This window comes from Hoyosella subflava DQS3-9A1 (assembly GCF_000214175.1).
Lineage (GTDB): Bacteria > Actinomycetota > Actinomycetes > Mycobacteriales > Mycobacteriaceae > Hoyosella > Hoyosella subflava.
This window is the reverse complement of record NC_015564.1, coordinates 3,655,458-3,675,684: the sequence shown is the minus strand read 5'-3', so window position 1 is coordinate 3,675,684 and position 20,227 is coordinate 3,655,458. Positions and strand designations below refer to the sequence as shown.

The window sequence follows — 20,227 nt, the reverse complement described above, 5'->3', positions numbered from 1 at the left end:
GAATGGAGTGGCCTGATACATCTCGATCACGCTCGCGAAGCACGACGTCACCTGCCGCGCACGGCTTCTGGATCGTGGGGCCCAGCCACGTCTGAAGCTGTCTGGAATGCGCTCCCGCAAACGGGAGACGCCTACCACGCGAAATATGCGCGCAACGAGGTTTATACGTTGGTCCCGAGGATCGCTGCAGCCTGCAACGACCTGTGGATCAATGGATTCGCAGGTGAAGAGATGGTATTCGCTCGAGCCTGAGACGGGCTCGAATTACGCCATCGATCCTTGCTCAGCGTTGCTCGCGTGGCCGGCGACGTCGAAGATCGTGAGGCGGGGTTCGACACCGACGCTGCGGAATAAGAGAATCCCGCCCGGCGTATCGACGGACCTGCGGTACTCCTCGAGAGCCTCACGGCTGTGCCAATACGTGAGAATCCGCCAGGAGGACAGGTTGGTAGTGCCGTGGACCAGATAAGTCTCGATCATCTCTGGGGGCAATTTCGCCGAAGTCACGGCCTTGTAGTTGGCGGTGAATTCGTCCCACTTGTCAATGGGAACAATTCCCTCAAGAACGGTGACGACCATGACGAACCTCCTCCGGGTGAGGGTTCTATTCCGGCTGGACAATTCCAGGTCCCAACTCAATGGTAGCCACTGCGCTGCCGGTGAGATAGCCCTGCAGTACAGGGCCGATGCTGCCAACTACTGCCTCCGGCGATGCTGAGGCGAGCGGTTCAATCCGGAGGATGTAGCGAGTGACAGCGAGGCCGATGAGCTGTGACGCGACGAGACTTGCCCGGACCCTTTTCTCAGGGGCCGGCGCATCGAGCGCTGAGGCAATCGCGGGCAGAATCTGGTGTGTCACAAACTCGCGCATCGCGACTGTCATGCCGTCCTGAGCGAGGGCTCCGCGCATCGCCTGTGCGAGACCGGAACCAGCGGGTGAATCCCAAACGCTGACAAATGTTTCAGCGATCCGGAACCCCAGTTTGTCCGGCCCTTCCGCCGCGAGCCGCTGAACGACCTCTACTGGGTTCACGGGTGCCCGCATCGCCGCAACAAAGAGCTTCTGCTTACTCCCGAAGTGGTGATTGATGAGTGCTGGGTCAACACCAGCTTCAGCAGCGATCTTCCGCACGCTTGCCTTGTCGAACCCGTGCTTCGCGAACATTGCCCGCGCGGCTGACACGATCGTTTCCCTGGTCTCGCTCGGATCGCCTGGCCTGCGGCCGCGGGGAGCGTTGGCCACTATCGGTTCCCGTCTCGTTAGGGGGTTCTCCGGCGCAGTGTCGCAGCCGCAAGAGCGAGGGAGAGTGCGGAGACAGCGGCGACGAGACCGGCGTTGCTCCAGATTGTGGTGTACGACGGTGTCGCGCTGGCAATCTCCTGCAATGCCTCGACGCCGTAGGTCAACGGCAGAGCGTCACTGATTCCTTGCAGGACGACAGCCATCTGGTCGCGGGGAACGAATAGTCCACAAAGAAGTATCTGCGGCATGGCAACGAGGGGCATGAACTGCACCGCTTGGAACTCGGTTCGGGCGAATGCGCTGGTGAACAGTCCGAGGGCAACTCCGAGTGCGGCGTTTACCAGTGCGATGACGACCACGAGAAACACTCCGGCGGTCGGTCTGACGTCGAAAGCCCAATAGACAACGGTGATGGTGACTAGCGCCTGGCCAGCAGCAGCGAGCCCGAAAGCGACACCATAGCCGAAGAGTAAATCGAGTTTGTTGAGCGGTGACGCCATCAGTCGCTCGAGCGTGCCGCTCGTCCTTTCGCGCAGCATGGCGATGCTGGTGATGAGGAACATGACGACGAACGGCAAGATGCCCAGCATGATCGTCGCAATGCTCTGAAACAGTAGGGGATTGTCGCGATACATGTAGTACAAGATCGTCAGCAGGAAGCTGGGAAGGAAAAGGATCATCGCCACTGTCCGGTGGTCCCGGCTGAGTTGGCGCAGGGTGCGAGCGGCGGTGGCGAGCAGAATCTGGCGGTTCATGGCGGTCCCTCACGTGTGGGAGGCGAGCGCGAGGAATGCGTCCTCGAGGTCATCTTGGCCTGTGCGGGTGCGGATATCGGCTGGCGTGTCATCGGCAATAAGGCGGCCGTCCCGCATGAAGAGCAAGCGGTCACACCGGCGGGCCTCGTCCATCACGTGACTCGAAATGAGAATGCTGGTCCCATCATCGGCGATGCGATGGAACATTCGCCACAGGTCCTCGCGCAGTACAGGATCGAGGCCGACCGTGGGCTCATCGAGGACCAGAACCTCAGGTGCACCTACCAGTGCGCATGCGAGGGTGACGCGGGTCCGCTGTCCGCCTGAGAGGTCCCGGACGAGTTGCTTGCGGGGGAGTGTGTCGAGGTGCACTGCGGCGATCGCTCGCTCAGCTTCGGGTTTGGTGCATCCGTAGAGGGTGGCGAAGTACCCCACGTTCTCCGCGATGGTGAGATCGCTGTAGATGCTCGGTTCCTGCGTGACGTAGCGGACCCTGCTCCGGAGAGAGGGTGATCCGGCGGGCTCACCCAGGACTTCTACCGAGCCCGACTTGGTGATCTGGACGCCGACGACGCTGCGTATGAGCGTCGTCTTGCCGCTTCCGCTGGGACCGAGGAGTCCGGTGACGGTGCCGGCTTCCACCGTGAAGGTCAGGGAATCAAATATGGGGCGCCCGCCGCGATGCACGGTGAGGGCCCGGACAGTGATTGCAGTTGCCATAGCGACTCCTAATTCAACACTGTTGAAATAAGGATACGCCGAGCCTCCCAGCCGGGCCAAGATATGTTGCGATGTACTTTTGAGAACGGTTGGGACTCGATTCTTCGACACCCCTGGTGGCTACGGTTGCGTAACTGATCATCAGTCGCCCACTGTGATCACATCGTTCACAGTAGTAAATCTCCTCACTGGTTAAGGGAACACTGTCATGGGCCACTACATCAGCAATACACGCGACCTCGAGTTCAACCTTTTTGAGTCGCTGAATCTCGATGAGGTGCTGTCCACAGGTGAGTTCGGCGATCTGGATGGCGAAACCGTCCGGATAATTCTCACCGAGGCGCGCCGGCTGGCTGAGGGCCCGGTCGCTGAGCCGTTCGCCGAAGCTGACAGAAATCCGCCCGAGTTCGATCCTGAAGCCCACACCGTGCGGCTTTCAGAATCACTCAAAAAAGCCGTGCGAGTGTGGGCAGAAGCGGGCTACTACCGGTTGGGGCTCGACGAAGCCGTTGGGGGAGAGCCCGCCCCTCTGATGCTTTCCTGGGCCATCCGGGAACTGATCCTGGGTGCTCAGCCGGTCGCCTACATGTATCACTCGGGACCGAAAGCTGCGGAAATCCTGTACGGCATCGGCAACGAACAACAGAAACGCTGGGCGCAGCTCGCCGCGGAGCGCGGCTGGAGCGCGACGATGGTTCTTACCGAACCAGACGCAGGTTCTGATGTTGGGGCGGGACGAGCGAAAGCGACCGAGCAGGCGGATGGCACCTGGCACATCGAAGGTGTGAAGCGGTTCATCACCTCGGCTGACGTCGACGACCTCGCTGAAAACATCATGCATCTCGTTCTGGCACGGCCGACGGGTGCGGGCCCCGGCACAAAGGGTCTCAGCCTATTCTTCGTGCCGAAGTTCTTGTTCGACGCGGAAACTGGCGAGCCGGGAGAGCGGAACGGTGTGTTCGTTACGAACGTCGAACACAAAATGGGAATCAAAGCATCTGCGACGTGTGAGCTGACTTTCGGTGGCCATGGGGTCCCAGCTCGAGGCTGGCTCGTCGGAGATGTCCACAACGGCATCGCCCAGATGTTCCGCGTGATCGAAGAGGCACGAATGATGGTGGGCACTAAAGCCATCGCGACGCTTTCGACGGGGTACCTGAATGCCCTGTCCTATGCGAAGCAGCGTGTGCAGGGCGCGGATATGGTGGAAATGACAAACAAGGACGCGCCACGTGTCTCCACGATGCGGCATCCCGACGTGCGCCGGTCGCTCATGATGCAGAAGGCCTATGCCGAGGGCTTGCGGGCCGTCTACCTCTACACAGCTGCGCACCAGGACACCGCTGTAGCGCGGATCGTGTCAGGTGCCGAGCCGGAAATGGCCGCACGGGTGAACGACCTGCTCCTTCCCATTGTGAAGGGCGTGGGATCAGAGCGCGCCTACCAGCTGCTCACCGACTCGCTTCAGACGCTCGGTGGTTCCGGCTTCCTGCAGGACTACCCGATTGAGCAGTACATTCGTGACTCGAAGATCGACTCCCTTTATGAAGGGACCACGGCTATCCAGTCGCTCGATTTCTTCTTCCGGAAAATTGCCCGCGACCAGGGCGGTGCGCTCGGCCACCTAGCTGGTGAGATCACGAAATTCCTGGAGAAGCCAGAGGCGGACGAGCGCCTCGCCGAAGGCAGGGCGCTGCTGAAATCAGCTCTCGAAGATGTCCAGGCCGTCCTCGCCACCTTGTTTGGGCACCTTATGGGCGCCCAGAAGGAGCCTGCCGAGCTGTACAAGATCGGGCTGGGCTCCGTGCGACTCCTGCTGGCCGTCGGTGACCTGATTATTGGCTGGCAGTTGCTTCGTCACGCGGAAATTGCGCTGGGTAAGCTCAGTGCAATTGCTGACGGCGGCAGCTCGGACATTGCTTTCTACCAGGGCAAGGTTGCTAGCGCGTTGTTCTTCGCTCGCAACGTGCTCCCGGGCATCTCCGCGACTCGCGCAGCACTCACGAACATCGACGCTTCCATCATGGAACTGGACGAAGCAGCTTTCTGAACGGCGCCTGTCGGCTACTTCTAGCTTGCGGTGGCGCGCCGAAGTTCGGCGTGAAGGTGGTGGGTGAGCGGCGTCTCCGCGTGCGCCATCCACATGTCATAAGTGAGAAGATCACCGCGCCGGACAACCCTGCGGCGGATCTCGTGCACTGGTTTCGCCTCCGGCGAGCGTGTCGGCGTTGCCGTCTCGAAGTCGAGGCTGCCGTCCTCGAGGCGAGCGCGATAGATTTCGCCCAGTCCGATCGGCTGGCTGACGAGCAACTCAGTGAAGCCACTTGCCGTCTGACGGAGGTAACCGCACTCAGTGTGCATCGGTTGCCCGGTGACCGCGTTCCACGTGCGTGACCGATAGGCGAGGAAGGGCTTCCCGCTGGGGCTGAACTCGATTTCTTCGCGATAGCTGAAGCTGTCGATCGTGGGGTAGTGGCCTTCACCTACTCCAACCCAGCGGCCAGCGAATTCAGCGAGGTCTCCAAGCGGTGCAAGCATGTCCGTCACGACGGTCAGCTCAACACATGCTCCGCGTATCTCGCAACAGCAAGCACAAGGTCATCGGAGTGTCGTGGACCCACGATTTGAAGGCCAACCGGCATGCCTGCCCTCGTGGTGCCGACAGGGATGCTGATCGCGGGTTGTTGCGTCATGTTGAAGGGATAGCTGAACTGTGTCCATTGCGGCCAGCTCTGCAGTCCGCTTTCTGGTGGGACATCGTGGCCCGCTTCGAAGGCGGTGATCGGCATCGTTGGGGTCAGCAGCAAGTTGTGCACGGTGTGGAATTTGCCCATGGTGATCCCCAGCTGCGCCGCAACCGCACGCGCTTCGAGATACTCGACAGCTGAGTGGGAATCGCCTTTCTCCCAGACCTGGCGAAGCCCAGCTTCGACCTTCTCGCGCGAACCTTCGGGGAAGCCGGCGAGCAAGGCGGCCGCCCCTGTGGCCCAAAGCAGTTCGAACGCTTCGAGTGGGTCGCTGAAACCTGGGTCGGCCTCGGTGACTGGAACGCCGGCCTCATCGATTTTGCGGACAGCACGGTCCACTATCTCTCCGACCTCAGGGTCGACCTGCACATACCCCAAGTTTTTCGAATAAGCGACGCCGAGGCCGCGTACATCGCGGTTCATCTGCCCGCGGTACGTCGTGAAGATCGGGCCGAGGGATGTGGGATCGCGGTAGTCGGGCAACGACATGATGTCGAGCAGCAGTGCAGTGTCTTCGACTGTGCGTGCCATGGGACCGCCGTGCGCGAGAGGGCCGAATGGGCTGGCCGGGAACATTGGGACACGGCCGTGGGTCGGCTTGAAGCCCACGATGCCGCAGAAGGAGGCCGGGATCCGGATGCTGCCCCCGCCATCGGTTCCGACCGAGCACGGACCGAGCCCCGCTGCTACAGCAGCTGCGCTGCCTCCTGATGACCCGCCAGCGGTTTTCGTCGTGTCGACCGGGTTGCGGGTGATGCCCGTCAGCGGACTGTCAGTTGTCGCCTTCCAGGCGATCTCTGGAGTTGTGGTTTTTCCGACAAAGATCATCCCGTCTTCGCGCAGACGAGCGCTAATGGGGCTGTCAACGGTCCACTCCTGATTCGGGTCAATGCACTGCGACCCGCGCAGCGTCGGCCAGCCTTTGGTCAGGAAAATGTCCTTGATCGAGATGGGGACACCATCGAGCAGGCCTTTGACATGTCCGTTTTGATAGCGCTTCTGGGATAGGCGGGCTTGCGCGAGGGCACGCTCCGGGTCGACGAGGCAGAACGCGTTGATATCACCGTCCCGGGTGTCAATCGCATCGAGGACAGCCTGGGTCGCTTCCACAGGGGAAAGCGCCCCAGAGGTGTAGCCAGTGACGAGATCGACCGCCGTCATCGAAGTGATCTCGGTGGGATTCATCGTGTGCTCCTTAACCCGGGACGTAGCCACGCTCTTTGTCGACGATGTTCAGCAACGTTTTTCCCGCCATCCACCGCTGGAAGTTCCGGGCGAAAAGGTGAGTGAGATCGTCACGCCAGCCTGTCACGTCGCCGGCGTGATGGGGGGTGATCAGCACATTGGGTGCGCGCCATAGCGGGTGATCTGCGGGGAGAGGCTCCGGATCAGTGACGTCGAGTGCGGCCCCAGCTATGGTGCCCGACTCGAGCGCGGACACGAGGTCGTCGGTGACAGTCAGGTCGCCCCGGGCAACGTTGATGAACCGGGCAGTGGACTTCATCGCACGGAAGGCGGCTGCGTCGAACATGTGGTGGGTTTGCGGTGTGCTGGGGGCGATGGCGACGACGAAGTCTGCCGCACTGAGTGCATCGTGCAGATCTTCTTGCGCGGTGACCGTGCCGAAGTCGGGGTCGTTCTCTCGGGCGCGGCGGCCGGACCCGGTGACTTGCATGCCCGCTGCGGTGAGAAGCCGCGCGACAGCCCTGCCGATCGGCCCAGTTCCGACAACAAGGGCCGTACGACCGCCGACGCGCTGAGAATCGCGGTGCTTCCACTCTCGCTGCTGCTGCAAACGCCAGGATCCTGGAAAGTCCTTCGCGAATGAAATTACTTGGCCAAGTACGTATTCGGCGATCGTGCTGTCGAACACGCCACGCGAATTGGTGACGACGACTTCGCTGTCCCGGAGTTCGGGAAATATGAAGCGTTCCACACCGGCCGAAGCGATGTGAATCCACTCGAGTGAGTCGGCTGCCAACCAGTTATCGGGCAGCGCGTGACTGAAAAAATCGTACGCGAACAGCACGTTTGTGCCTGGTAGAGCGTCTGAAAGATCCGACTCATCTGCGAAACGGAGAGTAGCGTGCTCGGAGACGGGGGCGAGGAGGTCCTCGTCCGGTTTGGCGTCGCCGTGGAGGACCGTAACAACTAGGTTCTCGGTCACGTTGACACCGTAGGAGCCCATCGTATGATTGTCAACAATCTGATTAGTCGCTTGGCATAGCCACCGAGTGAAGGCGAGGGCCGGCCTTGGAACTCAATATCCCGGAATTTGATGGCCCCATCGCGCAGCGGGGCATCGGGATCATCGCTCCGTTCGACCTTGCCCTCGAACGGGAACTCTGGCGCTGGCTGCCGATGGAAGTGAGCCTGCATCTCGCGAGGACTCCCTATGAGCCGGTGGAGGTGAGCGCCGAGATGGCTGAGCTGGTGTCAGACCGCCGAAGCGTCATGCTGGCCACACGCGATGTGCTGCACGTCGAACCTGAGGTCATTGCGTATCTCTGCACTTCCGGCAGCTTCATCAAAGGGCTGTCTCATGAACGCGCGCTCGTCGACGCCATGCTCGAGGCGGGCGCACCCGACGCTCTGACCACCAGTGGCGCGCTCGTTGAGGCTGTACGGCACCTCAACCTCAGCAAGGTCTCCGTCATCACGCCGTACGACTCGATTCTCACCGAAAAGCTGAACGACTTCCTCGGTGAACTCGGTGTGGAAGTTCTCCAGTCCGACTACCTCGGTCTCGGTGGCGGCATGTGGCGGGTGAACTACCGGACTATCGCGGAGCGGATCATCAAGGCAGACGATCCGCGCTCCGAAGCGGTGTTCGTAAGCTGCACCAACCTGCCCACCTACGACCTGATCGAGCCGATGGAACGGCAGCTTGGTAAACCAATTCTGACTGCCAACCAGCTGACAATGTGGGCCTGCCTCGGCCGGATGAAATTGCCCATGATGGGGCCCGGAAAATGGCTCCGTGACGTCTTCCAGGGAGAGTGAATGAGCACAGCAATTGGCTTCATCTACCCCGACCATGCCGCTGAGGATGACTACCCCCTGGCGGAGAAGCTGCTTCAGGAATCTGGGGTGTCAGTGTCGCTCGAGGTGGCGCACATTTACGGGACAGACCTGCATGCCGTGCCCGAACTACTGGATTTAGGCAGTCCGGAAAAGCTGTCGCAGGGCGCCGCACTGCTCGCTGAGAAGCAACCGGCAGCAGTCGTGTGGGCGTGCACCTCGGGCAGCTTCGTTTACGGGCCAGACGGTGCTCCCGGCCAGATTGCCGGTCTCGCAGACGACGCGGGGGTCCCAGCGTCGAGCACCAGCTTTGCGTTCGTCAACGCGGCCCACACGCTAGGTGTCAAGAAGGTCGCGGTCGCCGCTAGCTACCCGGAGGACGTGGCAGCGCTGTTCGTTCAGTTCCTCGCGGCCGGCGGCATCGAAGTGGTGGCAATGTCGAGTCAGGGAATCGACACCGCGGCTGAAGTCGGAACGCTCACCCCCGAGCAGGTACTCGACATCGCGCGCGCCCACGACCACCCGGATGCCGAAGCGGTACTCATCCCGGATACCGCGATGCACACGATTGGTGTGCTGGCTGACCTCGAGGCGGAACTGGGCAAGCCGGTGCTGACGGCCAACCAGGTCACTATCTGGGAAGGACTTCGGCTCGCCGGATTCACGAGCGTGCAGCCGAGCCTCGGTGCGCTGTTCCGCGGAAGGCTCGACAATGACAATCTTCGATCTTGAACCTGTGGCGCGACAGTCCACAGCTGAACTCATCGCTGATCGCCTCAGAGTGGCGATCATGCGAGGGAACCTCACCGCCGGGAGCCAGCTCGGAGAAGCTGACCTCGCGGCGAAGTTTCAGGTCTCACGCGGGCCTGTACGCGAAGCGATGCAGCGGCTCGTTTCGGAAGGGCTGCTGAACAGTGTCCGCCACCGCGGCATCTTCGTCATCGAACTGACAATTGACGACATCGAGGACGTTTACCATTCGCGCGCAGCGATAGAGCGGGGGGCACTGGAACGGGTACTGGAGGGCCGCCGCGACGTGACCGCCGCGGCGCTATCGTCGGCCGTAGAGGCGATGCGCGACGCTGCTGACCGCGGTGATATCCCGGCTGTCTCCGATGCCGACCAGCAGTTCCATGAGACCCTCGTGCAGAGTTCTGGCAGCGCGCGTCTCGTGCGTGCAGCGCGCACCCTACTGATCGAGACCCGGATGTGCCTCGGTGCGCTGCAATCAACGTATGCGGACATTCATGAGCAAGTCACCGAGCATGATCAACTGCGGGAGGCGATCGCTGACGGACCGCCGGAACGCGCGTTCAAGCTGCTGGCAGACCACATGGATGACGCTGTGACCCGTTTGCGTGAACAGCAGGCCGCAGAAGCAAGCGCAGAAGCAGGCCCAGAAGCAGGCCCAGAAGCAGGCCCAGAAGCAGGCCCAGAAGCAGGCGGCTGAACCTAGCCGCTTGCCCGCGTGCGGAGCCTGTCAGCGACCATGTGCGCCGCGCAGTCTTTCGCATTCATCCAGGTATCGTCCGGCAGACCTGGACTGTTGCAGCGCAAACGGACTGCGGGATCCGCGTAACTCAGGTGACGGTCGAGGGGCGTGACACCGAGCGTGCCACGCGCATTGCCCAGATCCTCCGGATGCTCCGCTGGATCGCAGACATTGTCGCCGGGAATGCAGTAGGAGATGGTCACGTCTGGATTCGCGCGCATCCACTGGTCCTGTCCAGCCGGGAACAAGGGCAGAATCCGGAACACACCCTCCCCCCGCTGGGCGCCTACCGCACGCAACTGCTGTTGATCAGAGCGGCTCGGGTCCCCGAAATAGGTGATGACCGAAACGTTGCGGAAGTCCTTACCTGCTGAGGTGGCCTCATTGCCGATGGCGAGGTTGATGGCGTCAGCTCCCTGCGAGTTGCCCGCAATGACGACCTGGGTTTCGCTGTCGGCACACGCCGTGTTGATCTGCTGTAGCGCGCGCCGCAAATTCTCCGCGCCGACCCTGGCAGATCTCACATAGTTCGAAAAGTAAGAGAGCCCGCCATCGCCCACCTGGACTGCTGGGTACACGATGCCGTAGCCGGCCGGGGCTGGCAGTGAACGCTCACCGGTTTGCTGCTGCAACGCCGTAAAGAAGGCACTGAGCAGCGGTCCCATGCCGCCCGTCGCCACGCTCGCCGGGTAGACGGGTGGTTCGTGAACAACGCCGTCCTGGGGCGGTTCGTTAGATCCACGCAGTGCCAGGAAGTAACTGGCTTCACAACGGCTGCCGAGGCTTTCAGTGGCGGCGGGGTCCGCATGGGCAGCGGGCACCCCAAGAATCGACAGGCCAGCGACGGCACATGGAACGGCAGCGACAACACATGCCCGGCGAACTGCCTCAGCGAAGATCACTCGCTCACTTTAGGACGAGCGGCGCAATATCGCGCGCTGAGCGCGGGCGTCGACCTTCGCAGGCTCCGCTCAGCGTGTCTGCGCGAGGGCGCTCTGCGGTACTGACGATTCGCTGCCTACACGGTCCGTGACCATCTGGACCGCGCACTCTTTCGCTGTGAGCCAGTTGTCTCCGCTGGCAGAGGCGTTGCCGCATTCCAGCTCGATGTCGCTGTCGTGGTAGCTCTCATGCCGCGCGAAGGGAGACACACCGATGAGCCCAAGTGCGTTGCTGGAGTCCTGTGGATGTTCGAGCGGATCGCACACGTTGTCACCCGGTATACACAGGGAGATCACTGCGCCGGGGTGGGCCCGCATCCATTCGTCCTGCATCTCGCCGACCATGGGTAACATGCGGAAGAAGCCTTCACCGCGCGTTGCACCGACGTGGACCGCAGACTGATCACTCGACCGGCTGGGGTCACCGAACAGTACGACAGTCGTGACGTTGCGAAGATAATCAGAACCGTTGCTCACTTCGTCGCTGAGAACCTGATTGATCACGTCCGCTCCTTGCGAAACACCCGCCAGCACAACCTCGGTGCCCGCGTCCGTGCAGAGGGTGTTGATCTCCCGCAACGATTGGCGGAGGTTCTCAGCACCTTCGGCTACCGAATCGCGATAGTGGGTCGGGTAGCGGAACCATCCCTCACCGACGCGAACGGCCGGGTACGCGACGCCGAAGCCTGCGGGTTCGGTTTCACCGCGAGCGGTAAGCTCCTGGGTGAGCGTGTCGTAGAAGTCGTTCAGAAGCGGCCCCATGCCACTGGTCTCCACGTCGGCGGGGTACACGGGGTCCTCGTAAATCACGGCGCCATCCTGAGGTGGCTCATTTGAACCGCGTGTCGCCAGCACGTACAGAGGTTCGCAGTCAGCGCCGAGCGGTTGCGCCGTACGTTCCACTACCTCGGCATGCTCGGGGATCGTGTCCGGGTCACTGGGCGGGTTAGCCGCCGCCGTGGGAAGTGCGACGAGCGCCATCATCATCCCCGCAGTCATCGCTTTGTTCAGCCGCTGGCGAAGGAGCGGGTGATGGTTGCGGCAGTGGCTATCGTCACTCATTTGTCCTCCATTGTTGCGAAGAATTTCGCAAAGCGGAACCTTGACAGCGCGTGTTCCGTAGTTCTCTGCAGGTCAGCGCTTCAAATGGAGGACGTGTCACGTTCGTCTTGGTGAACAGATGGGCCGAAACGGGTTAGCGGCGCGGCGAAAGCCGTCCTTCCGATTTCGTGTCTGTGCCCCCGACAGGAATCGAACCTGTGGCCTACTCCTTAGGAGGGAGTCGCTCTATCCGACTGAGCTACGAGGGCCGGTCTGTGCCCGCACCATCGGTCGGGCGGCAGTGAGTCTACCGTGTCTTCAGCCGGTTCGCTCACCGGCCCGAGGAGCATCGATGCCGAATATGACAACGAACCTTGTCGAAATTGTGCTGTTGTAAACGCACGCGAACGGTTTACACTCGTGGACATTCCACAGGGAATTGTCAACCGGGGACGTATCAGGGACTGGTGTGAGAAAAGAAGCTCAGCGCGTCGTGGCGGCACGGCCAACAGTAGAGATCCTTCGCCGGAACGAGATCTGTGCCCGCATCCTGGATGCGGCAGAAGAATGCCTGATGCAGTCGGGCTTCCGCTCACGGGTGCACGCCGCGATCGCGCAGCGAGCCGGATTGTCGCGGCCCACCGTGTACAAGTACTTCGGCGATCAGACGGCGATCATCGAAGCGCTGTTCGAGCGGGAGGTCAATCGTTTCCTTGCGCATCTGCGACCGGTGCTAGAAGGCACACACCATGCAAAGGCCAGGCTTGTTGAAAGCGTCGTCTTCATTGTGAGCTATGCGCGCCAGCACGAGCTCCTTCAGAAGTCGTTGAAGGAAGACCCCCAAGTGGTAATGCAGCTGCTCTCCTCTCGTGGGGGCGGCTTGATAGAGCGCGTAGCGCAGTACATGTCGCCCTACTACAAACGGACACCGGACGCTCAGGAGCCGGATGAGACTGCACTCGTCCCGGTCGCCGAGTGGCTTTACCGAGTGGTCACTTCCTTGATCACGACGCCCGGCGTGGTCGACACGGAGAGCCCCGAGAAGCTGCGCGACTTTGTCACTGAACTGCTTGAACTTCCGACACTGGGCCACGCTGAAAAAACTGAGGTGGTTCGGGCAAGCGCGAGGGTGTGAGCCGAGCGAGCTTCGTTCCGTGCGGTGAGTCGGCTGTGGCACGGTAGACGCTATGCGGACGCTTTATGTGATCGGGATTGGCGCGGGGGATCCTGAACAGCTCACACTTCAGGCCATCAAGGCGATGAATCGGACTGATGTCTTCTTCCTCGTTGACAAGGGCGCGACAAAATCTGAACTTGTTGATATCCGGCGGCAGATGCTTGCCGACCATGTCCGCGACAAGGACTATCGCGTCGTGGAGATCCCCGATCCGCCCCGCGATCGTGCCGCCGCAGCGTACGAGTCCGCGGTCACCGATTGGCATCATCGGCGCGCGGGGGTTTTCTCGGAGGCGATCAATCGCGAGCTTGGGGACGAAGGCGTCGGTGCTTTCCTCGTTTGGGGTGATCCTGCGCTCTACGACAGCACGCTGCGCATCTTCGATCTGATGCTTGCCGCGAAATCGGTCGAGTTCGAGTATGAGGTCATTCCCGGGATCACCAGTATCCAGGCGCTCACTGCGAAGCATCGCATACCGATGAATCGGATAGGGGAGTCAATTCACATCACCACTGGGCGGCACCTTGCTGAGGGTCTGCCCGCGGGTGTGGACAACGCGATTATCATGCTTGACGGAAGCTGCACCTTCACCCAGGTTCCCGGAGACGACGTTGATGTTTACTGGGGCGGCAACGTGGGCACCCCGGATGAAGTTCTGATTGCGGGTAGCCTGCGCAGCGTCGAGCATGAGATCGAGGTGCAGCGTGCAGAGCTGAAAGAGCGTGCCGGCTGGGTCATGGACACGTACCTTTTGCGGCGGCGCAAGGATTGATCGGGCGGGTCCGGAATGCGATCGAGCCCCAGCGGTCAGATACTGACTGGCAGCAAAAATCGACAGGGAAGTCGGAGGCAAGGACGAGGGCATGGTCAACCCAGCCGAGGCGCCGAACGCCTCTCTGAAAGGCTCGGACCGGATCGGAGGGCTGCTCGCTGAGCGCTACCGGCTGGAGCGAGTTCTCGGACGCGGCGGGGCGGCGGACGTATACCGTGCCACCGACGAACTCCTCGGCCGACCCGTCGCCGTCAAGGTCTTCCGCTCCTCCGGGGAGGACCCGGAAGCAGACAGGCTACGCATTGATGCCGAAATGCGCACGCTGGCGGCATTAAGCGACCCCGGTCTGGTCACCCTGTTCGACGCCGGGGTTGCGACGCAGCCTGACGATCTGCCTGTCCCGTTTCTCGTGATGGAACTGGTGTCCGGCCCCACACTCCGTCAGCACATCGACACGCACGGCCTATCGACGCTGGAAACTGCCTTCGTGGGAAGTGAGCTTGCCGCCACGCTCGCCTACGTGCATGCCTGCGGGGTGATCCACCGCGACGTCAAACCCGGAAATATCCTGTTCGGTCCGCCCCGGGGCCAAGGCCGATATTCGACGAAGCTCACCGATTTCGGAATCGCGCGACTCGTCGGGAGTGACCCGCTGACCGCCCACGGGTCGGCAGTGGGAACCGCCCATTACCTCAGTCCGGAACAGGCTATGGGTGAGCCTGTCAGTTCCCCGTCCGACATCTATTCGCTGGGCCTGGTCCTCATCGAGTGCCTCACTGGTGAAATGGCGTTTCCCGGCGACGCGATCCCCGCTGCGGTCGCGCGGCTGCGAAGCGATCCACCGGTGCCCAGCCGCTTTGGTGCGGGCTGGGAGAGCCTGCTCAGCGCGATGACGACGCGTGACCCCGCTCATCGTCCATGTGCCGCCGATGTTGCACGTGAATTAGACATGATCAGCCGTAGCCGTGCCACGACCGCAGCCGCCCCGATTGCTGGCGTGGCTGCTAGCGCGACGGCGACCACCGCCGCCAATACGGTACCGACACTCATCCCCGGTGCGGATCGCACGACCGCATCGCGAAGCCTGCGTGGAAGCTGGGGGGTGGCGGCCGCGGCGACGGTGCTTCTGGCGGGCGTCGCAGCATCCGTGACCCTTCTCAACGGCACCGAAGACGCCCCCGCGCCGGTAGCAGACACGGGCCCGAAGGCCGCGCACACCGTGCCCAAGGTCCAGTCCGGCTCCGAGCTCAATTTGGTGCCGACGTCACCTGCCGATTCGCTTGTCCCCGCTGGTTCCGCAGTTCCGGCCACGTCTGTTGAGCCCGCACCGGCAGCAATCGTTCCCCCAGCCGCCGATCAACCCCCTCAACCGCAGCCTGCCGCTGAGGAGCCTGTCCCTGCGCCCGCAAACCCCGGGCAGGGCAACGGTGGTAGTCCGCCCGGACTGGGCGACGGAGGCCCGCCAGGCCAGAGCAATGGCCAGGGCAACGGCAATGGCCGCGGGCCCAGGTAAGAGCACGCCAGGCCATCGACTGATCCGTCAGAACAGGGAAGAGGGCCCGCCGGGCAGGCCGAGGCCGGGTTGATCGCTATCCCAGCTTTGCGGGACAAGCCCCCATTTCTCCAGTTCTCGGATCACCAGGTTGCGCAGTGTCTGAGGGTCAGGGAACCGTAGGGGGTTCACTCCGAGGACTGACAAGGTGTACCGGTTGCCGTTGCGAAGAAGACACAAGTCGAGGCTGAACGGTGATTCGAGCGCCTCTATCGCGGTGATTCCCGGGTGTACGGCACGCGCAGCGGCGGACTCTATCGCGTACGGACCGAGGTGCGCCATCGTTTGCGGCAGCTGCCCAATGTACGTCGCGACCGCATCTGCAGTGCCAGTAGTGCGGACGAGCCGCGCGGAGATCCGGTCGGGAACGATGTCCAGAATTTCCGTTGGCATGCCTGCGGGACGTGCGTCTTGCGGGAACCCCTCTGTCACCGCGGCCTGAAACTTTTCCCGGCACTTGTCACGGATGAGGAAAAGCTCACCGTATCGGGTACCGCGCGGGCGCAAAGTAATAGGTGCAAGGGTGAGATCGTTTTTCCGGAGTGCGGCTTCTGGAACCTCGCTGACCTCACTGAGGTCCACCGGGACGCCAATGGTGATCGATTCGTGTGCACCACGGGCGCCGCTACTGAAGAGCAGGTTTGCGGCGATACCAATCAGGAGGCTGTTAGGTGTGCCGCCGGACTTCGCCGCGATGGCGTCCCAGTCACTGGCTTCGATGTCGATCAGGGTTCCCGGTTCGCGCCACGACTGGTCCAGCTTCCCCGTCCGGGCAAGTGTCGCCGCGCGTTTGCGGCGAAGCACATCCACACGATTCTTGCGCAAGTAGCGGACGATCTCGTCACGGTTGGATCCCTTGATGAAGATCGTGTAGAAGGCGATAAACGAGCCGAGCAGCACGGCCCAGTACTGCCGCAGCGCTTGCAGGAATTCGTGCCAGATGCTGTGACGTTTGGTGCGCATCGGGCGCTGGGTGACTGGCTGGTTCCCCACGGCTTCGTTGACGGCTGAGATCATCCCCTGGGCATCGGTCAGCGCGTGGGAGCAGACGAGTGACATGACCGTGCCTCCGTCTTCGAGACGGGCCACACCCAGCTCCCAGCCGATTCCGTGTTCCGGATTCAGCCGCACCTGAGCGCGCTCGTCCGCCCACGTGACGATGTCTTCGCGGGCAACGGGCTCGGGCGTGTAAAACACGGGTGGGATGCTGGCGCCTCGCACCCAGTAGTGCCGTCCGCCGTGGATTCGAGGCCGAATGACTCTACGGTTCAGTGGCCCGACGGAAAGACGGCGATGGACCTCGGTGAGAAGGTCGTCATCGACAACTTCGTCGAGCATCCACAACCCCTGCATCGCGACCGGCACCCCGTGGCCGCGATGCATACGGACGAAGTAAGCGTCGACAATGCTGAGGTAGTCGACAGAATCTTGATCGCTCATGCCCGCCCGCGCCACCGCCTGTACTGCTTGAGAAGTCCGTCGGTAGACGAATCCGCGGCGCCCGCGGAGGGATCCTCACCGGTGACAGCGGGCAGTAGTTGCTTCGCCTGGGTTTTGCCGAGCTCCACACCCCACTGGTCGAACGGATTGATACCCCAGACGGTGCCCTGCACGAGGACCTGGTGCTCGTAGAGTGCGATGAGCTGCCCGACAGACGAGGGGGTCAGGTTACGGGCAAGGATTGTTGTGCTGGGCCGGTTCCCGGGCATTACCTTGTGCGGCACAAGATGGGAGGGGGTGCCCTCGGCGGCGATTTCGTCGGCATTCTTGCCGAATGCGAGCACCTGCGTCTGCGCGAAGAAATTAGACATCAGGAGGTCATGCATGCCGGTACCGTCGCCGCTGTCAATGTCATCGTTCGGCTCCGCAAACCCGATGAAGTCGCACGGAATCAGTCGAGTGCCCTGATGCAGCAACTGATAGAAGGCGTGCTGACCGTTCGTCCCGGGTTCGCCCCAGAAGATTTCGCCGGTCTGTGTTGTCACCGGTTCGCCATCGAGCCGGACCGACTTTCCGTTCGATTCCATCGTCAGTTGCTGCAGATAGGCGGGGAAGCGAGCCAGATCGTTCGAGTAGGGAAGCACCGCGCGGGACTCAGCGCCGAAGAAGTTGGTGTAAAGGACACCGAGCATCCCGAGCAAAACGGGGGCGTTCTGCTCGAGCGGGGCTTGCCGGAAATGGTCGTCGACAATACGGAAACCAGCGAGGAACTCGGCGAACTGTTCCTTGCCAATTGTCAGCATCACACTGAGACCAATCGCGGAGTCCACGGAGTACCGGCCGCCCACCCAGTCCCAGAAGCCGAACATGTTGTCCGTGTTGATGCCGAACTCAGCTACGCGTTCGGCATTCGTGGACACCGCGACGAAATGTTTCGCAACAGCGGATTCATCGGTTCCGAGTTTGTTGAGAAGCCAAGTGCGTGCGGCGCGCGCATTGCTGAGCGTCTCGAGCGTGGTGAACGTTTTGGACGCGACGATGAACAGAGTCGACTCGGCATCGAGTCCATCGAGAGTGGCGATCAGGTCCGCGGGGTCGACGTTCGATACAAAATGGGCGGTGATGCCCGCATCGGCGTACGAGCGCAGCGCGCCGCATACCATCGCGGGGCCAAGATCGGAGCCACCGATACCGATGTTCACCACCGTTGTGATGCGCTCACCCGTCGCGCCACGGAACTCCCCGCTGCGCACAGCATCCGTAAAGGTGCCCATTTGATCTAGCGTGCCGTGAACGTCCCGAATGATGTTCTGGCCGTCCACCGACAACGCTGAGGTCCTCGACGCACGCAACGCGGTGTGGAGGACCGCCCGGTCCTCGGTGGTGTTGATGTGCGCACCGCGCATCATCGCGTCGCGCTGCTCCGGCACTCCAGCGGCACGGGCAAGATCGGCGAGCAGTGAGATCGTCTTGGGTACGACGAGATGCTTGCTGAAGTCGATGTAAAGATCTCCGGCGTGCATCGTCAGGGCGGATCCGCGCCCAGGATCGTCGTCAAACAGGGCGCGGAGATTTGTTTCTTGAAGAGTTTTTACATGAGTAGCCAATGCCTGCCATTCGGCAGACGCTGAAATGTTGTTCACTATTGCTCCCGCTTGTGGCGTTCGTTCAAACCAACAGCTATCGAGACTAGCCGGTGTGAAACTCCGATGAGAGGCGAAGTACAAGACGCCTGCCTGAGCGGTCAGGGACCCCAGCACGTGCGGGTCGCGTACATGGTGAAAAGTCGCGTGTGCAGGTTTAGGGGCTCCGAGTGTGGAAAGGTTGTGAGAATGCCAGCGCAACAAGACGAATCACGCGAGGAACGAACAGAGCGCCTGCTCAGGGAGTTGCCGAAGCAGCTTTGGGTTGGTGGCAAGCAGCGACCGGCTGAGACGGGCAAGACCTTTCCGGTGCGAAACCCAGCAACGGGCGACGTGCTTGTCGAGGTCTCAGATGCTGGACCTGCGGACGGTGCGCGTGCACTCGATGAGGCGGTTCGCGTTCAGGAGAAGTGGGCGCGCACCCCGGCTCGGGAACGCGCCGAGATCCTGCGAGCCGCATTTGATGCAATTTCCAGCCGCAAGGCTGACGTGGCGCACCTAATGACGCTCGAAATGGGTAAGGCGCTCCCCGAAAGTGACGCGGAAGTCGCGTACGGCGGGGAATTTTTCCGATGGTTCAGTGAAGAAGCAGCGCGGATCAGTGGACGCTTCACGCCGTCGCCGGCAGGGACTGGCCGCATCCTTACTATCCGGCGGCCGGTAGGGCCGTGTCTAGCGATCACCCCGTGGAACTTTCCGCTGGCGATGGGAACCCGAAAGATCGGTCCAGCGCTCGCGGCAGGGTGCACGATGATCGTAAAGCCCGCAGGCGAAACGCCACTGACGATGCTGCTGCTCGGCCAGATTCTGACGGAAGCAGGGCTTCCGGAGGGGGTCTTGTCGATCCTCCCGACATCCCGGTCGGCCGATCTGGTGACGCCGCTGCTGGAAGATCCAAGGCTGCGGAAGCTGACGTTTACCGGCTCCACGGCGGTAGGCCGCGCCCTGGTGAAACAAGCTGCGCCGAATCTGCTGCGGATGTCGATGGAGCTGGGCGGGAACGCGCCGTTCGTCGTCTTTGACGATGCAGACATTGATGCTGCCGTAGACGGTGCGATGCTCGCGAAACTCCGCAACGGAGGTGAGGCGTGCACCGCCGCGAATCGCTTCCATGTGGCGGACTCGGTGCGCGACGAATTCACTGAGAAACTCGTTGCGCGAATGTCAGACGTCACGATGGGTGCGGGAATTGAGCCCGGAGTGCAGCTAGGACCACTGGTGAATTCGGATCAGCTCACTACTGTGCAGGGCCTCGTCCAGGATGCGATCGCGAAGGGAGCCAGGCTGCTTCTGGGCGGAGTCGCACCGGACGGGCCGGGACACTTCTATCCAGCGACCGTCCTGACTGATGTTCCCGCTGAGGCGCGCATCCTCCAGGAGGAGGTGTTCGGCCCTGTTGTCGCCATCACTGGATTCACTGACGAAGACGAAGGAATCAGGCTCGCTAACAACACTGAGTACGGGCTCGCCGCCTACGTCTACACGCGCGACCTGGACCGGGCGCTTCGTGTCGCGGAATCAGTCGAAACCGGCATGATTGGCATCAACCGCGGTGTGATTTCTGACGTCGCGGCTCCATTTGGCGGAGTCAAGGCATCCGGTTTCGGCCGCGAAGGCGGCGTGGAGGGCATCGACGAGTACGTCGAGACTCGCTACGTGGCGCTTCCTGTTCCCTGACTGGAA

General features: G+C 62.0%; 19 protein-coding genes, 1 tRNA gene and 1 pseudogene. 9 read left to right on the top strand and 12 right to left on the bottom strand.

Going from position 1 to position 20,227, the window contains the following annotated elements; translation table 11 throughout:
- Positions 1-19: 19 nt before the first annotated feature.
- Positions 20-192 (top strand): annotated as a pseudogene (locus AS9A_RS23425) (DUF3830 family protein); the annotation flags it as partial.
- A gap of 72 nt (positions 193-264) precedes the next feature.
- On the opposite strand, the gene AS9A_RS17255 reads toward AS9A_RS23425, so the two are convergent.
- Genes AS9A_RS17255 through AS9A_RS17240 form a run of 4 tightly spaced genes read right to left on the bottom strand, consistent with a single transcriptional unit; the run spans position 265 to position 2,718 of the window.
- Positions 265-579: a hypothetical protein gene (locus AS9A_RS17255; protein WP_013808392.1), complete on the bottom strand. Its 315-nt coding sequence runs from the start codon at positions 577-579 to the stop codon at positions 265-267.
- Positions 580-604: 25 nt separating this feature from the next.
- On the bottom strand, positions 605-1,243 hold the full coding sequence (locus AS9A_RS17250) for a TetR/AcrR family transcriptional regulator (RefSeq protein WP_013808391.1): 639 nt from the start codon (positions 1,241-1,243) through the stop codon (positions 605-607).
- 17 nt (positions 1,244-1,260) lie between these two features.
- Entirely contained in the window at positions 1,261-1,998 is a 738-nt protein-coding gene (locus AS9A_RS17245; protein WP_013808390.1) for an ABC transporter permease, read from the bottom strand.
- 9 nt (positions 1,999-2,007) lie between these two features.
- Positions 2,008-2,718 carry an ABC transporter ATP-binding protein gene (locus tag AS9A_RS17240; protein WP_013808389.1) on the bottom strand — a complete coding sequence of 237 codons (711 nt, stop codon included), beginning with the start codon at positions 2,716-2,718 and terminating at the stop codon, positions 2,008-2,010.
- Between the two features lie 208 nt (positions 2,719-2,926).
- On the opposite strand from AS9A_RS17240, the gene AS9A_RS17235 reads away from it, so the two are divergent.
- Entirely contained in the window at positions 2,927-4,768 is a 1,842-nt protein-coding gene (locus AS9A_RS17235; RefSeq protein WP_013808388.1) for an acyl-CoA dehydrogenase, read from the top strand.
- 20 nt (positions 4,769-4,788) lie between these two features.
- Here AS9A_RS17235 and AS9A_RS17230 read toward each other — a convergent pair whose 3' ends face one another.
- From AS9A_RS17230 to AS9A_RS17220, 3 genes are read right to left on the bottom strand one after another with little or no spacing between them, the layout of a single operon-like run.
- Entirely contained in the window at positions 4,789-5,256 is a 468-nt protein-coding gene (locus tag AS9A_RS17230; protein ID WP_041451179.1) for an FABP family protein, read from the bottom strand.
- Positions 5,257-5,270: 14 nt separating this feature from the next.
- Positions 5,271-6,650, bottom strand: coding sequence for an amidase (locus AS9A_RS17225; protein ID WP_013808386.1), 1,380 nt, complete (start codon positions 6,648-6,650; stop codon positions 5,271-5,273).
- Between the two features lie 10 nt (positions 6,651-6,660).
- Positions 6,661-7,653, bottom strand: a complete 993-nt coding sequence (locus AS9A_RS17220; RefSeq protein ID WP_013808385.1) for a D-2-hydroxyacid dehydrogenase — start codon at positions 7,651-7,653, stop codon at positions 6,661-6,663.
- 65 nt (positions 7,654-7,718) lie between these two features.
- On the opposite strand from AS9A_RS17220, the gene AS9A_RS17215 reads away from it, so the two are divergent.
- From AS9A_RS17215 to AS9A_RS17205, 3 genes are read left to right on the top strand one after another with little or no spacing between them, the layout of a single operon-like run.
- Positions 7,719-8,468 carry a maleate cis-trans isomerase family protein gene (locus AS9A_RS17215; RefSeq protein ID WP_013808384.1) on the top strand — a complete coding sequence of 250 codons (750 nt, stop codon included), beginning with the start codon at positions 7,719-7,721 and terminating at the stop codon, positions 8,466-8,468.
- The gene (locus AS9A_RS17210) at positions 8,469-9,218 is read left to right on the top strand and encodes a maleate cis-trans isomerase family protein (RefSeq protein WP_013808383.1); all 750 of its coding nucleotides are present in this window, start codon (positions 8,469-8,471) and stop codon (positions 9,216-9,218) included.
- Positions 9,199-9,936, top strand: coding sequence for a GntR family transcriptional regulator (locus AS9A_RS17205; protein WP_013808382.1), 738 nt, complete (start codon positions 9,199-9,201; stop codon positions 9,934-9,936). Before AS9A_RS17210 ends, AS9A_RS17205 begins: the two co-directional genes overlap by 20 nt.
- 2 nt (positions 9,937-9,938) lie before the next feature.
- Here the strand turns inward: AS9A_RS17205 and AS9A_RS17200 are convergent, their stop codons facing one another.
- From AS9A_RS17200 to AS9A_RS17190, 3 genes are all read right to left on the bottom strand, one after another.
- On the bottom strand, positions 9,939-10,880 hold the full coding sequence (locus tag AS9A_RS17200; protein ID WP_013808381.1) for a cutinase family protein: 942 nt from the start codon (positions 10,878-10,880) through the stop codon (positions 9,939-9,941).
- A gap of 69 nt (positions 10,881-10,949) precedes the next feature.
- Positions 10,950-11,981, bottom strand: coding sequence for a cutinase family protein (locus AS9A_RS17195; protein ID WP_013808380.1), 1,032 nt, complete (start codon positions 11,979-11,981; stop codon positions 10,950-10,952).
- A gap of 174 nt (positions 11,982-12,155) precedes the next feature.
- A tRNA-Arg gene (locus AS9A_RS17190) sits at positions 12,156-12,229 on the bottom strand.
- 200 nt (positions 12,230-12,429) lie between these two features.
- Here AS9A_RS17190 and AS9A_RS17185 point away from each other — a divergent pair.
- The 3 genes from AS9A_RS17185 (at position 12,430) to AS9A_RS22860 (ending at position 15,422) form a co-directional block, all read left to right on the top strand.
- Positions 12,430-13,095, top strand: a complete 666-nt coding sequence (locus tag AS9A_RS17185) for a TetR/AcrR family transcriptional regulator (protein WP_013808379.1) — start codon at positions 12,430-12,432, stop codon at positions 13,093-13,095.
- A 52-nt stretch (positions 13,096-13,147) separates the two neighbouring features.
- Positions 13,148-13,909, top strand: a complete 762-nt coding sequence (cobF, locus tag AS9A_RS17180; protein WP_013808378.1) for a precorrin-6A synthase (deacetylating) — start codon at positions 13,148-13,150, stop codon at positions 13,907-13,909.
- Between the two features lie 91 nt (positions 13,910-14,000).
- Positions 14,001-15,422: a serine/threonine-protein kinase gene (locus AS9A_RS22860; protein WP_013808377.1), complete on the top strand. Its 1,422-nt coding sequence runs from the start codon at positions 14,001-14,003 to the stop codon at positions 15,420-15,422.
- A 27-nt stretch (positions 15,423-15,449) separates the two neighbouring features.
- Here the strand turns inward: AS9A_RS22860 and AS9A_RS17170 are convergent, their stop codons facing one another.
- The gene (locus tag AS9A_RS17170) at positions 15,450-16,901 is read right to left on the bottom strand and encodes a hypothetical protein (protein ID WP_013808376.1); all 1,452 of its coding nucleotides are present in this window, start codon (positions 16,899-16,901) and stop codon (positions 15,450-15,452) included.
- Positions 16,898-18,547: a glucose-6-phosphate isomerase gene (pgi, locus tag AS9A_RS17165; protein ID WP_041452132.1), complete on the bottom strand. Its 1,650-nt coding sequence runs from the start codon at positions 18,545-18,547 to the stop codon at positions 16,898-16,900. The genes AS9A_RS17170 and pgi overlap by 4 nt, the downstream gene beginning before the upstream one ends.
- 186 nt (positions 18,548-18,733) lie before the next feature.
- On the opposite strand from pgi, the gene AS9A_RS17160 reads away from it, so the two are divergent.
- Complete coding sequence (locus AS9A_RS17160; protein ID WP_013808374.1) at positions 18,734-20,221, top strand: NAD-dependent succinate-semialdehyde dehydrogenase; 1,488 nt, start codon at positions 18,734-18,736, stop codon at positions 20,219-20,221.
- The last annotated feature ends 6 nt before the right edge of the window (positions 20,222-20,227 follow it).

Coding starts and splice junctions, on each gene's coding strand:
- AS9A_RS17170 (WP_013808376.1), bottom strand. CDS start 16,901: ATGAGCGATCAAGATTCTGTCGACTACCTCAGCATTGTCGACGCTTAC.
- AS9A_RS17245 (WP_013808390.1), bottom strand. CDS start 1,998: ATGAACCGCCAGATTCTGCTCGCCACCGCCGCTCGCACCCTGCGCCAA.
- AS9A_RS17235 (WP_013808388.1), top strand. CDS start 2,927: ATGGGCCACTACATCAGCAATACACGCGACCTCGAGTTCAACCTTTTT.
- AS9A_RS17195 (WP_013808380.1), bottom strand. CDS start 11,981: ATGAGTGACGATAGCCACTGCCGCAACCATCACCCGCTCCTTCGCCAG.
- AS9A_RS22860 (WP_013808377.1), top strand. CDS start 14,001: ATGGTCAACCCAGCCGAGGCGCCGAACGCCTCTCTGAAAGGCTCGGAC.
- AS9A_RS17230 (WP_041451179.1), bottom strand. CDS start 5,256: ATGCTTGCACCGCTTGGAGACCTCGCTGAATTCGCTGGCCGCTGGGTT.
- AS9A_RS17225 (WP_013808386.1), bottom strand. CDS start 6,650: ATGAATCCCACCGAGATCACTTCGATGACGGCGGTCGATCTCGTCACT.
- AS9A_RS17255 (WP_013808392.1), bottom strand. CDS start 579: ATGGTCGTCACCGTTCTTGAGGGAATTGTTCCCATTGACAAGTGGGAC.
- AS9A_RS17240 (WP_013808389.1), bottom strand. CDS start 2,718: ATGGCAACTGCAATCACTGTCCGGGCCCTCACCGTGCATCGCGGCGGG.
- cobF (WP_013808378.1), top strand. CDS start 13,148: ATGCGGACGCTTTATGTGATCGGGATTGGCGCGGGGGATCCTGAACAG.
- AS9A_RS17220 (WP_013808385.1), bottom strand. CDS start 7,653: ATGGGCTCCTACGGTGTCAACGTGACCGAGAACCTAGTTGTTACGGTC.
- AS9A_RS17160 (WP_013808374.1), top strand. CDS start 18,734: ATGCCAGCGCAACAAGACGAATCACGCGAGGAACGAACAGAGCGCCTG.
- AS9A_RS17205 (WP_013808382.1), top strand. CDS start 9,199: ATGACAATCTTCGATCTTGAACCTGTGGCGCGACAGTCCACAGCTGAA.
- AS9A_RS17210 (WP_013808383.1), top strand. CDS start 8,469: ATGAGCACAGCAATTGGCTTCATCTACCCCGACCATGCCGCTGAGGAT.